The 11,984-nt window shown below is 60.8% G+C and carries 10 protein-coding genes; 4 read left to right on the forward strand and 6 right to left on the reverse strand.

The window, feature by feature from the left end; translation table 11 throughout:
• Positions 1-33: 33 nt before the first annotated feature.
• From aldA to FJ953_RS16140, 4 genes are all read left to right on the forward strand, one after another.
• Complete coding sequence (gene aldA, locus FJ953_RS16125; RefSeq protein WP_140624779.1) at positions 34-1,518, forward strand: aldehyde dehydrogenase; 1,485 nt, start codon at positions 34-36, stop codon at positions 1,516-1,518.
• 76 nt (positions 1,519-1,594) lie between these two features.
• Positions 1,595-2,737 (forward strand): substrate-binding domain-containing protein, encoded by a 1,143-nt coding sequence (locus FJ953_RS16130; protein ID WP_140496521.1) that lies wholly within the window; start codon positions 1,595-1,597, stop codon positions 2,735-2,737.
• Positions 2,738-2,902: 165 nt separating this feature from the next.
• Complete coding sequence (locus FJ953_RS16135; RefSeq protein ID WP_140624780.1) at positions 2,903-4,486, forward strand: sugar ABC transporter ATP-binding protein; 1,584 nt, start codon at positions 2,903-2,905, stop codon at positions 4,484-4,486.
• Positions 4,487-4,548: 62 nt separating this feature from the next.
• Positions 4,549-5,430: an ABC transporter permease gene (locus FJ953_RS16140; RefSeq protein ID WP_181165435.1), complete on the forward strand. Its 882-nt coding sequence runs from the start codon at positions 4,549-4,551 to the stop codon at positions 5,428-5,430.
• Between the two features lie 121 nt (positions 5,431-5,551).
• Here FJ953_RS16140 and FJ953_RS16145 read toward each other — a convergent pair whose 3' ends face one another.
• The 6 genes from FJ953_RS16145 to FJ953_RS16170 all read right to left on the reverse strand — a co-directional run bounded on the left by FJ953_RS16145 (position 5,552) and on the right by FJ953_RS16170 (position 11,905).
• Entirely contained in the window at positions 5,552-6,769 is a 1,218-nt protein-coding gene (locus FJ953_RS16145; RefSeq protein WP_140624782.1) for a DUF2235 domain-containing protein, read from the reverse strand.
• Between the two features lie 141 nt (positions 6,770-6,910).
• Positions 6,911-8,110 (reverse strand): mandelate racemase/muconate lactonizing enzyme family protein, encoded by a 1,200-nt coding sequence (locus FJ953_RS16150; RefSeq protein ID WP_140496529.1) that lies wholly within the window; start codon positions 8,108-8,110, stop codon positions 6,911-6,913.
• Positions 8,111-8,119: 9 nt separating this feature from the next.
• Entirely contained in the window at positions 8,120-8,446 is a 327-nt protein-coding gene (locus FJ953_RS16155; protein WP_140496531.1) for an NIPSNAP family protein, read from the reverse strand.
• A gap of 101 nt (positions 8,447-8,547) precedes the next feature.
• Positions 8,548-9,909 (reverse strand): mandelate racemase/muconate lactonizing enzyme family protein, encoded by a 1,362-nt coding sequence (locus FJ953_RS16160; RefSeq protein ID WP_140624783.1) that lies wholly within the window; start codon positions 9,907-9,909, stop codon positions 8,548-8,550.
• Between the two features lie 66 nt (positions 9,910-9,975).
• Complete coding sequence (locus FJ953_RS16165) at positions 9,976-11,142, reverse strand: mandelate racemase/muconate lactonizing enzyme family protein (RefSeq protein WP_140513313.1); 1,167 nt, start codon at positions 11,140-11,142, stop codon at positions 9,976-9,978.
• 52 nt (positions 11,143-11,194) lie between these two features.
• Entirely contained in the window at positions 11,195-11,905 is a 711-nt protein-coding gene (locus FJ953_RS16170; RefSeq protein ID WP_140496537.1) for a GntR family transcriptional regulator, read from the reverse strand.
• Positions 11,906-11,984 lie beyond the last annotated feature (79 nt).

Below are 11,984 nucleotides of genomic sequence, written 5' to 3' on the forward strand. Positions count from 1 at the left end.
ACGCCTGCAACGCACGAAGAAGCGGATCGAACCATGGCTGTAGAGAAGTCCCATCTCATGCTGATCGACGGCAGATTTGTCACCGGCGAAGCCGGCACGCGCCCGGTGATCAACCCGGCCAACGGCAAGGTTTTTGTCGACGTGCCCGAGGCAAGTCCGGATCAGGCTCGCCAGGCGATAGAGGCAGCCCGTAAGGCGCAGAAAGCCTGGGGGCTCAAATCACCCCTCGCCCGTGCGGCGATCATGAAGCGGATCGCGGTGTTGATCCGGCAGAACACCCGACATCTGGCCGAGGTGGTCGTCAGGGAACAAGGCAAGCCGATCAATGAGGCCATGGGTGAAGTGGGCGGTGCGGCCGAGTTCTTCGACTACTACGCCGAGTTTGCCCGCCGCATTCAAGGTGAGATCCTGCCATCCGACTACGCGGGAGAGCAGGTCTGGATCCAGCGCGTACCCGTAGGCGTCGTCGCCGCCATCATTCCCTGGAATTATCCGAGCGCCCTGGTCAGCCGAAAGGTGGCGCCCGCCATGATCGCCGGCGACACCATCGTCCTCAAACCGCATGAAGACACGCCGCTTTCGGCGCTCGAAATGGCTCGCATCTTTGTGGAAGCGGGCGTGCCGGACGGCGTCGTCAACATCATAACAGGACGAGGCGAAACCATAGGCGAGGTGCTGTGCACGGAACCCGGCGTCGACCTCATCACCATGACCGGAAGCGTGCCGACCGGCAAGCGCATCATGGCGAATGCTTCGCGCCACCTGACGCCCGTTTCGCTGGAGCTTGGCGGCAAGGCGCCCTTCATCGTCCTGGCCGATGCCGATCTCGACCTGGCGGTACGGTCGGCGGCCACTTCGCGCTACATGAATTGCGGGCAGGTCTGCATATGCAACGAACGCACGCTCGTTCACCGTTCGATTTACGATCAGTTCGTCACGCGCTTCGTGGAGTTCTCGAAGTCGCTGGTCGTCGGTGACCCGATGCAGGCGAATACCGATATCGGTCCCAAAGTCAGCCGTGAGGAATTGGAAAAGGTCGAGGTGGTCCTGGCGGAAGCCGTCGCGGGCGGCGCGAAGCTGGCGCTGGCCGGCGGACGCCCGGCCAAGGCGCCGATCGACGGCGGCTACTGGCTCAATCCGACCGTATTCACCGACGTGACGCCCGACATGCCGATCATGACGCGGGAAATCTTCGGCCCGGTCGTGCCGATCATGCCCTTCGACACCTTCGAGGAGGCAGTCAGCATCGCCAATACCAGTCGCTATGGCCTGTCGGCCTATCTTTTCACCAACGATCTTGGTCGCATCATGAAGGCCGTCAACGAGGTTTCGTTTGGCGAAATCTATGTGAACCGGATCGGGCCAGAAATGCTGCAGGGCTTCCATGTCGGCTTCCGCGAGAGCGGATTGGGCGGTGACGACGGCGTACACGGGCTCGAGAGCTACATGCGCAAGAAGACGGTCTACGTGAATTACTCGGGTGCCGCCACGGCGGCATTGATGCCTTACGGGCGCTGAACAGCGCCCAGCCAGTACGACCAGCCAGGTCGCTACCCGGCCGCAATGGCCGTTTCATCTCATCGGGAGGAATAAAATGCACTATCGTGGATTCATGGCGGCGGCTTTGGCCGTGGCACTATCAGGACTGGCCGCATCTTCGGCGATCGCCGACGACACCATTCCACCGGAAGCAAAGGCATTGCTTGAGCCGTTGCCCCTGTCGCCGAGAGGCCAACCCGTTCCGGGCTTCCCTGACGGTCCACCGGCGGTGTCGCCAGACGTGCTGAAATTCTCCGATGCCGATCTTGCAAAGCTGAAGGCCGGAAAGTTCACCGCCGGGCTGGTGATGCACACGATGGATGCCGGCTGGCCTCAATTGCAGGTGGCCGGGATCTCGAACACGCTCAAGGACCTTGGCATCGAGGTTGTCGGAACCACCGACGCCAAGTTCCAGCCCGGCCAGCAGATCAGCGATCTCGAGCAGATGATCGCACGCAAGCCGGATGTGATCTTCTCGATCCCGATCGATCCGAAGTCCGAGTCCGAAGCCTACAAGAAGGCGGCGGCAGCCGGCATCAAGCTGGTTTTCATGGACAATGTTCCGGTCGATATGGCGCCGGGCAAGGACTATGTGTCCGTTGTCGCTTCCGACAATGAGAAGAACGCCTATTTCGCCGCGCAGGAACTTGTCGGGGCCATTGGCGGCAAGGGCGAGGTCGGCATCATCACGCTGGTCTATGACTACTACTACTCTGTCGCGGCCCGCAAGGTCGGCGCACTCAAGGCATTCGGCGAACACCCCGACATCAAGGTCGCGGACGTCGGTACCTTCACCGCGCCTGAGAAGGCCTACGAGGTCGCCACCGCCATGTTGACGGCGCATCCCGACATGAAGGGCATCTTCGTTGCCTGGGACACGCCCGCGCAGCAGGTCGTGGCCGCGGCCAAGACACTCGGCCGCGACATCGTCATCACCACGAATGACATTGCCGCAGACAGCGCGCTGAACGTTGCACGTGGCGAGTTTCTGGCCGTGGGTGCGCAACGCCCCTATGACCAGGGTGTCGCGGAGGCCAAGGCGGCCGCGCTTGCTCTGCTTGGACATGACGTCCCGCCGTACATTTCGGTACCGACGTTGCGCGTCAAGAAGCTCGACCTTCTCAGTGCCCTTAAGCAGGTCACCAAGGAAGATGCGCCGGCTTCGGTGGTGAAAATCTGCAACGGCGAGTGCTTCTAGAGCAGTTCACCGTTTCACGGAAACGGCGAACCGCTCTATCTCTTTGTTTTTGCGCAATTCCAGACGGAAAACCGTACACACTTTTCCTGGAATTGCTCTGGCTCCTTCTTTCGCCGGCGGGCCGCAGCAGTCCGCCGGCGCTCCCCGAGCGATCGAGAAATCGTCATGGCCGAAGCGAAAACTTCAACGTCCCAGCGCCCTATCGTAACGATGCAACGCATCGGCAAGTCGTTTGGCGCGAACCGCGTGCTGTCGGACATTTCGTTCGAGGTCAAGGCCGGCGAAACGCATGCACTGCTCGGCGAAAACGGTGCGGGCAAGTCGACGCTCATGAAGATCCTCATGGGCGCGTATCGGACGGACGAAGGCCGGATTCTGTTCGACGGCGAGGACGTCACCGCCCTGTCGCTTCGAGAGAGGATCGATCGCGGAATCGCAATGATCTTCCAGGAGCTGAGCGTCTTGCCGAACCGTTCGGTTGCCGAAAACCTGTTTATCCTTCGCGAGCCGCTCGCCTTCGGCCGACGTGTCGATGCCAGAAAAATGCTGCGCGAGGCCCGGGCTCTGATCGAGCGATTTGCCTTCTCGCTCGATGCTTCGGCACGTGTGGGCGACCTGGCATTCGCTCAGCGCCAGATGGTCGAGATTCTCAAAGCGATCTCGCGGGGCGCCAAGCTGCTCGTAATGGACGAGCCGACTTCGTCCCTGACCATCCATGAGGAGGAAACGCTTTTTCGGACAATCGGTCAGCTCAAGCAGAACGGAATCGGTATCGTCTACATCAGCCATCGCATGGCCGATGTGCTGCAGCTTTCGGATCGCATCTCGATCATCAAGGATGGGCGACTGGTCGGCCCGCTCGATCCGGAGAAGACGTCCATCGAGGATATCGCGTCGTTGATGTCCCGGCCCAAGGTCGAAACAGCTTCCCCAGCCGCAGCCGCGCCAGCAAATCGTCAACCGGCGACGCCCGCCGGGATGCCGGCTCTTGAGGTCCGTGACCTTGCCACCTCGCGCAAACTGTCCGGCGTGTCGTTCTCGATCGACCCGGGCGAGATCGTCGGCCTTGCCGGGCTTGTCGGCAGTGGCCGCTCGACCCTGGGCAAGGCTTTGTTCGGCATCCTTCCGGATGTAACCGGCCACATCGCCGTCGGGAGCGACCCCGTCCAGCCGGGCAGTGTGAGCAGGGCCATCGCTGCCGGTATCGCGCTTGTTCCCGAAGACCGTCGGCTCGAAGGTCTTGTGGGTGGGCGCTCGATCGAGGAGAACCTCGCGCTCCCCCGCCTTTCCGAGTTCTCGCTGGCGGGTCCGTTCGGGCCGATGGCGAAGGCCCGGATAACGGCTCTGTTCAGACAATACCGGGACGATCTCAGTATCCTGTGCCGCGGTCCCTTACAGAAAGCCCAGGAGCTTTCGGGCGGCAATCAGCAGAAGATCGTCTTCGCCAAATGGCTGGCCATGAAGCCGAAGCTGTTGATCCTCGACGAACCAACCTCCGGCGTCGACATCAATGCCAAGCGCGATATGCGCGACCTTGTGCGCCGCACGGCCGGCGAAGGCGTCGCCGTGCTGCTTATTTCTTCGGAACTCGAAGAACTTCTGGATTTGTCCGATCGCATTCTGGTCATGGCGCAAGGGCGGATTACGCGCAGCATCGATCGCGCGGACGACGAGACAAAACTTCGCGCGTTGCTGCAGGCCGAGGCGGCCAGACAAGCCAGTGCGCGCGCCCAGGGAGTTGCAGCATGAAACCGTCCCCTATGCCCTCGCACGCAAATGCGATAAATTTTTTCCGCGATCACATCACCTATGTGATCTTCCTGGCGATAACCCTCTACTTCGTCCTGTTTGCTCCACACTTCGCGTCTGTCTCGACCGCAAGCGCGGTTCTGCGAATCACAGCCATCGTTTCGGCAATGGCGATCGGCATGACATTCGTCATCATCTGCGGCGAAATCGACCTGTCGGTAGGATCGGTTGCGAGTTTTTCAGGGATGATCGGAGCGCTGCTGCTCGGCCAGGATGTTCCCACCTACGTCGCAGCTCTTCTGGTGCTGGCAGCCGGCGCAGCGATCGGGGCCACCTCCGGCATCCTTGTTACAAAAATACGCATTCCATCGTTTCTTGTGACCCTTGGCATGCTGTCGATCTTTTCCGGACTGGCGCTGACGATCACCGGCACCCGGCCAGTGTCGATCGTCGACGATGATTTCTCGAACCTGTTCTGGAACGGTAGTTTTCTGGGCGTGCAGGCGCCAATCTGGTGGACGATCGTCCTAACTTCCGTCGGCTATTATCTTCTGCACCAGATGCCCTTCGGCAGGCGTGTTTATGCGACTGGTGGAAACCCTGTAGCCGCCCGCTTTTCCGGGGTGCGGACGGACAGCGTCAAAATTTTCGCCTTTGTGCTGTCCGGCATGATGGCATCCCTTGCAGGCATGATGCTCGCGGCCCGCTCCACCGCCGGCAATCCCAGCCTGGGGGCGGGTCTCGAACTCGACGTCATCGCGGCCGTGATCATAGGCGGGACAAGTCTCTTCGGCGGCTATGGATCGATCGTCGGTTCTGTCGTCGGAGCAATCTTCATAGGAATTCTCGGATTCGGTCTTCTCGTGCTCGGTCTTTCGACCAGCATCCAGGAGGTGATCAAGGGCGCTATCATCATCATTGCCGTCTCGTTGAACCGGCGTTGAAAGCAGCAGAGTTCCATGACCCGACGAAACGCGCGCGTTCCACGCGTTGACTGCCGAAGTAGGACCGACCCACCCGAAATTCTCTGCCGTCACAGACCTGCTGGCCCGCTCGGTGTCCGCGCTAGGTAGCGGCTTCGTTGGCCAGGTGATCCTTCATGAGGTCACCATAAGGTTCAACATTGAATGCCGTTGGAAAATTCTCGGGCTTATAGGCCGGGATCGCCGCCTTCCGATCCAGAACCGACTGATGGACCAGCGGCCGCCGTTCCTGTCGCTCGATCATGCGCGGCTCGGCTTGCGGTAGGTAGAAGCCGAGGATCGATTTTCGCTTCCATTCACGCCATTTAACCGATTTTGGAATCCACTCGAGCGGCTTCCAGCCCACGGCCATTGAATCATGCACGATCCCCAACGGATCGGGGCTGACGAACGTCATCGTCCCCTCGCCCTTCCCTTCCCCGAAGACAAGCCGCTCCAGCATGCGGGAATTGGTCTGCAATCCAAATGCTTTGGCCTGATCAATCATCCAGTCGAGCGGAAATTTGGATATGGCGCTGTCCTCTTCAGGATAGCCACCGCCGATATCCGAATGAGATCCGGCGAACCAGACTTGCCTGATATCCTGCTCTTTTGCCGGCGCAATCTTGTCGAAAGGATTTTCGACGAATGGCTGCGGCTCGACCCACCGGTTCAGCCGGAACATGCGACGATGCTCATCGATCGCAATTGCATGTCGAAAGACTTCGACGCTCGGGTTGGTCCTCGTATGCGGCAGTGTGAGGAGCTGTGGCAGAAGCCGGTCGCTTCGCGGCACGATGATCGACGCTACGGTGTCCCAGACACCAAGAAACTTGATGCGCGCGTCCCGGGCTCCTGAAACCTTGGAAAAGTGCCAGGCAACGCTAAGGTCGTGCTCATCGCTGGCTTGCTTGTAAGAGCTCACGGCATACTCGACGATGTTGAGTTGGTCCGGATGCAGCAGGCCGATCATGTGGATCAAGCCCGCAACGGCGCGGGCTGTATAGGCTCCGCGGCTGAAGCCAAAGAGGAAGATTGCGTCCCCTTCGACGTAGTGCCTGCAGATGAAGGCGTAGGCGCCGGCGATTTCGGCGTCGAGACCATATCCAGTTGCGAGCTCGAACACGGATTTCGCGTTCTGGCGCCATCGCGTCCAGGCATCGCTGGCACCGATGGTTCCTATGCCGGCGTCATAATAGACGCGCTGCTCCTCATTCTTCTTCAGGATGCGGAACAACTTCAAGACATTCGAGAGATTGCGCTCGATCTGGTTTCCCGTTCCATCGCAGCAGACAACGATGTTTTTGCCAGTCCGCTTCAACGCCACCGCCTTTGAAGGTCCAGTTCAGACCAACCGACTTTGACCCAAGCTGTGGATCACATCAACAGGCGTCTGACAATGGATACCGATGAGAATGTAGCGGCGCGGTCGGCGTGGTTCCGGTGGCGAAAGAAGAGGGCTTCAATCAAAGAAGCCCGTATCCTCTTCCCTGAGATACTTCCTGGCTGCTTCGGCGTCGATATCGAGGCCCAGTCCCGGCGCTTCCAGCAGGTCCACCATGCTGTCCTTCACGATCTGCGACGGCAGGCCGATCACGAGATCCTCCCACCAGGGGTCAGAGGCGCTCGGATATTCGAAGGCAATGTAGTTGGCGGGCAAGGTGGCGCAAACGTTGATCAGGGCGCCGAGGCCCAGCAGGCCGTTGGCGGTGCCGTGCGGCGCCATCAGGATGGAGTGCATATAGGCGTGCTCGGCGACCCATTTGAGTTCGGCAATACCGCCGATATCGGCAGGATCGGGGCCGATGACGCGCACGGCCTGCGTCTCGATCAGCTCCTTGAAATTGTGCCGCAAGTAGATCTGCTCGCCGGTATGGATCGGCGTCGAGGTGGAGGTTGTCAGCTCCCGATAGGCCTGCGGATTGACCCACGGCACATAGTCGCCGGTCAGCATGTCCTCGAGCCACATCAAATTGTACTTCTCCACCGCGCGAGCGAACTTGATCGCATCGGGCAGCATCCAGCCCGGGCCGCAGTCGAGCGCCAGGCTGACCTTGTCGCCCAGCACTTCCTTCATGGCGATCACGCAGTCGAGCATGTGGTTGAAACCGCGCTCGCTGATCACGCCCTGATCCATGGCACCGTGATAGCCGGCCTTCTTCTGCGTCACGCCATAATGGAAGTCCTCGATGCTGTCCTTCATGTTCGAGTGGAACGAGATTCCTTGCTTGACCATGAAGAAGTTCTGCGGCTGCTCCATCATCCATTTGACGTCGGCCGCATAATCCTCCGGCCGGTCGCCCGCGCGTTTCCGGCGGATCGAGCCGTTATAGACGCGCACCTTGTCGCGCACCTTGCCGCCGAGCAGTTTGTAGGCCGGCACGCCAGCGGCCTTGCCGGCAATGTCCCACAGCGCATGCTCGATCGCGGAGACGGCGGCGCCATAGGGCTTGAACGAACCTCGCTGGCGGATCTTCAGCATCACCCGCTCGACGTCGGTCGGATCCTCGCCGATCAGCGCCTCGCGGAAATGCAGCACAAAGGGCTTGAGATAGGTCTTTGTGAACTCGACCTCGCCAAGGCCATGGAGGCCCTCGTCAGTGACGACGCGAACGATGGGATGCCGCCCGATGACGGCGCAGCGCAGGTCGGTGATCTTCATGGCACAGTCCTATTTCACAGACGAGAAAGCTGTCGGTGTGAGCAGCTGGCTGGCGATATTGGCAACGATCTGCCCGTCACGCTCAGACTCGTCCCGGGCCCTGTGCCATGCCGGATCGGTGACGAAAGCCGCCCATTTCGCCTCACGCTCGGCCAGCGATTCCCAGGCGAGGAAATAGGTAAGGCGATTGCTGTTTTCGCCGATCGCCGTGGTGAAAAACCCGGCTTGGCGGATGCCATGCCTCTCCCAGATGGCCAGCGTCTGGTCGGAAAAGCGCTTGAGCAAAGCCGGCAGCCTGCCCGGCAGGCAGTCATAGATACGCAGTTCGTAGATCATGGTTTCGTCCGTTTCTTTCTTCGCCTCTCCCCACGGAGAGGTCGACACAAATGGTCGGTCGTTAGCCCTGTGAGCTTGAGAATGAGGGCTGGGGGTCTGGGCTAACTCCAGGTCCGGTCCCAGCTATATTCATTGTCCCAATGCTCGGTGGATTGCCAGATGCCGACGACACCCGGCTGCAGATGCTGCGAGATCACCTCGTCTACGACGTCGTCGATCCCCAGACCCGGCTTGTCCGGAACAGTAATGAACCCGTCCTGCACGAGCGGCTTGGGAAGGCCGGTGACGATATCGTCCCACCAGTCGACATCGGCGGAGTGATATTCGAGCGCCATGAAGTTCTCGGTCGCGGTCGCGACATGGGCCGCGGCCATCGCAGCGATTGGACTTTCGGCCATGTGGATGGCCATGGCGACGCCGTGATCCTGCGCCATGTCGCCGATCTTCTTGGTCTCCAGGATGCCCCCGCTGGTGAGCAGGTCCGGGTGGATAATGGAGAGGCCACCGCTCTTGAGCAGCGGTTCGAACCCCTCCTTGAGGTAAATGTCCTCGCCGGTGCAGATGGGCACCGTGGTGGCGTCCTGCAACTGCCGGTACTGCTCGGTGTACTGCCAGGGGATTACATCCTCGAGCCAGGCCGGCACGTATTTTTCAATTCGGCTGGCGAGCCGAATGCCGTTCTGGAGTGAGATGTGGCCGACGTGGTCGATAGCGAGCGGGATCTCCATGCCGATGACCTCGCGAACCTCGGCAATGTACTGCTCGAGCAGGTCGAGGCCCTTGTCGGAAAAATGGAGGCCGGTAAACGGGTGGGCGACATTATGCAGGTCGTAGGCCGCGTTGCGGGCGCGCCGCTCATCAACGGTCTTGAGCGGGCCGCGGGCGGGATGAACGCGATAGCCTTCGAGTGAGCCGGCAGGAGACACGACCGCGCCGGGCACATCCGCGATCTGCATCAGCCCCAGATCCATCTTGAGGAAGGTGAAGCCGAGCTCCATGCGCTGCTTGAGGCGCTTGCCGGTCTCTGTGCCGCTCGGCACGGTTGCATCGGTATCGCAATAGAGGCGCACCTTCTCCCGAAACCGGCCGCCGAGCATCTGGTAGATCGGAACGCCATAGGCCTTGCCGGCGAGATCCCACAGCGCGATTTCGACCGCCGAGACGCCGCCACCTTGCCGGCCGTGCCCGCCGAACTGCTTGATCCGGCGAAACAGGCGATCGATGTTGCAGGGATTCTCGCCAAGCAACCGGCTCTTCAGCATCAGCGCGTAGGTGGCGCTGGCCCCGTCGCGCACCTCGCCAAGCCCGACGATGCCCTGGTTGGTGTAGATCTTGAGCAGCGCCGTTGTGAACGGTGCGCCGACGATTTCAGCCACCCGCATGTCGGTGATGCGAAGATCGGACGGCTTGGAGTTCATGTTCACCCGATCAAGGGCTTCGTCGGCTCCACCGGTCTTGGGCATCACTTATCCTCGTTTTGGTAGGCGGGCTTTTCGGCGGCATGCAGCCCCGACATGAGGCGACATGCGTCAGCCCAGCTCAATCTCGTGGGCTTGCAGGTACTCGCGGTCCATCTCGATGCCGAGACCGGGCTTCGACGTCAGTTTCAGGCTGCCGTTCGAAACGTCGAGCGGTGTGTCGATGAGATGATCGTATTTACCCAGGTTCCACTCCGACGTCTCGAGCTTGTAGAAGTTAGGAACTGTCATCATCACCTGCGCCCCCGCCACCACGTTGATCGGCCCCGCGGCGTCATGCGGCGAGACCGGGACGTAGTAGGCTTCGCACAGGGCAGAGATCTTCTTGAGTTCGGTAATGCCGCCGGTCCAGGTGACGTCAGGCATGATGTAGTCAGCGAGCTTGTTTTCGAGCACCGGCACGAAGTCCCACTTGGTGTGGCCGCGTTCGCCCCACGAGATGGCGGCGCTGACCTTCTCACGCACCTGCTTGAGGGCATTGAGGCTCTCGGGCGGGCAAGGCTCCTCGAACCAGTCGATCTGGCCGGCTTCCTCGAGGCTTCGGCAGAGGCGAATGGCGGTCGGAACGTCGAAACGGCCGTGCGCATCGATGAGGATATCGACATCAGGGCCCGCCGTTTCGCGGATCAGAGCCGTGAGTTCGGCCGCTTCGCGCTCGTCCTTGCGAGTCATGCTGCCATCGAGGTAGCCGTCCCGCTGTTCGCGCGACACGCCATCGGCGCCACGTCCCTGATGCGGGAAAGGATCAAACTTGAGCGCAGTGTGTCCGGACTCGACGATGTCCCGAATTTCGCGGACCACCGCCTCCTTGCTGGTAAATTTGGACTGGTTGGGATGGGTGTAGAGCGCGATTTCATCGCGCACCGGCCCGCCCAGCAGCTCGTAGATCGGCTTGCCCAAAACTTTGCCCCGGATGTCCCAGAGAGCTATGTCGATGGCGCTCACGCATTCGACCGCGGCGCCGCGGCTGCCCATATAGGTGAAGCTGCGGAAAATCTTGTGCCAGAGATGCTCGATCCGGGCCGGGTCCTCGCCGGTCACGGCGGCGCCGATCTGCCGCAGGATCGTGCAGAGCGCGCGGTTGGCGAGCTTGGTGGTGGTCGTGATCTCTCCCCAGCCGCTCACCCCCTCGTCGGTCGTCACTTCGACGAACAGGTACTCTCCCCAATAGGACGCATCGGACTTGATCAGCCACGGCCGAATGCTCGTAATTTTCATGTCAGCTACCTCTGTCTGATCGTCGGGCTAGCGATGTTCTGGAACGGGCATTCTATCCGGCCCGAGCGGCGTTGCGCGCACGCATATGTTCGAGGATGTGCCGGCCGGAGCCCTCGACATGGCGAGCAACGAGTTCGGCCGCCTTGTCGGCGTCTCCGGCTTTTACGAACGCGATGAGCTCGCGGTGCTCGCGAATGATCGCGGCACGCCGGGCAAGCGTGAAATTGAAACGCCGGCTCACGGCTCGCAGCACTTCACGATGCTTCCACCAAAGCTCGGCGGCATGGCGGTTGTAATGCCGCTGGTACATCACGGTGTGGAAGGCGGTATCCAGCTCGCTGTGCCTGAACGTATCGGCGAAGTTGTTCTCTTCAATCAGGTCCTGGAGACGTTGGAGTTCGGCGATGTCCTCGCCGGTGGCCATATTCACAAACCATCGCGTCAGAGCCGGCTCGATCAGAACGCCGATCTCATAAATGTCGCGGACAAACTCCTGATCGATAGGCCGGACGCGCGCCCCGCGGTTGGGGAGAAAGGTGACAAAGCCTTCGCCGCGCAACAGCTGCAAGGCTTCGCGCACGGGGTTGGTCGAGGTGCCGTGGCGCCGGGCGAGATCAGTGACCACGAGCCGTTCGTTGGCGGCAAGCCGTCCCTCGATGATGTCTTCCCTGATCAGCTCATAAAGCGAGGCGCCTTCGCTGGACGCCCCTATGGGGTCAATCCCCACCGGTGGCTTGGCTTTGAAATCGTTTGGTTCGGCCAAGGCCGGCTCCCCTGGATTAATACACACCCTTTCCGATTAACACGCAAAGTTTCGATAAACAATGTACGATCTAACGCGT

This window comes from Mesorhizobium sp. B2-3-6 (genome assembly GCF_006442305.1).
In the GTDB taxonomy this organism is placed as follows: Bacteria; Pseudomonadota; Alphaproteobacteria; order Rhizobiales; family Rhizobiaceae; genus Mesorhizobium.

What these genes read in the sequence shown, in the direction of transcription:
- FJ953_RS16150 (WP_140496529.1), bottom strand. Translation starts at nt 8,110, where the DNA reads ATGAAGATCACCGACCTGCGCTGCGCCGTCATCGGGCGGCATCCCATC.
- FJ953_RS16135 (WP_140624780.1), top strand. Translation starts at nt 2,903, where the DNA reads ATGGCCGAAGCGAAAACTTCAACGTCCCAGCGCCCTATCGTAACGATG.
- FJ953_RS16165 (WP_140513313.1), bottom strand. Translation starts at nt 11,142, where the DNA reads ATGAAAATTACGAGCATTCGGCCGTGGCTGATCAAGTCCGATGCGTCC.
- FJ953_RS16160 (WP_140624783.1), bottom strand. Translation starts at nt 9,909, where the DNA reads ATGCCCAAGACCGGTGGAGCCGACGAAGCCCTTGATCGGGTGAACATG.
- FJ953_RS16130 (WP_140496521.1), top strand. Translation starts at nt 1,595, where the DNA reads ATGCACTATCGTGGATTCATGGCGGCGGCTTTGGCCGTGGCACTATCA.
- FJ953_RS16155 (WP_140496531.1), bottom strand. Translation starts at nt 8,446, where the DNA reads ATGATCTACGAACTGCGTATCTATGACTGCCTGCCGGGCAGGCTGCCG.
- aldA (WP_140624779.1), top strand. Translation starts at nt 34, where the DNA reads ATGGCTGTAGAGAAGTCCCATCTCATGCTGATCGACGGCAGATTTGTC.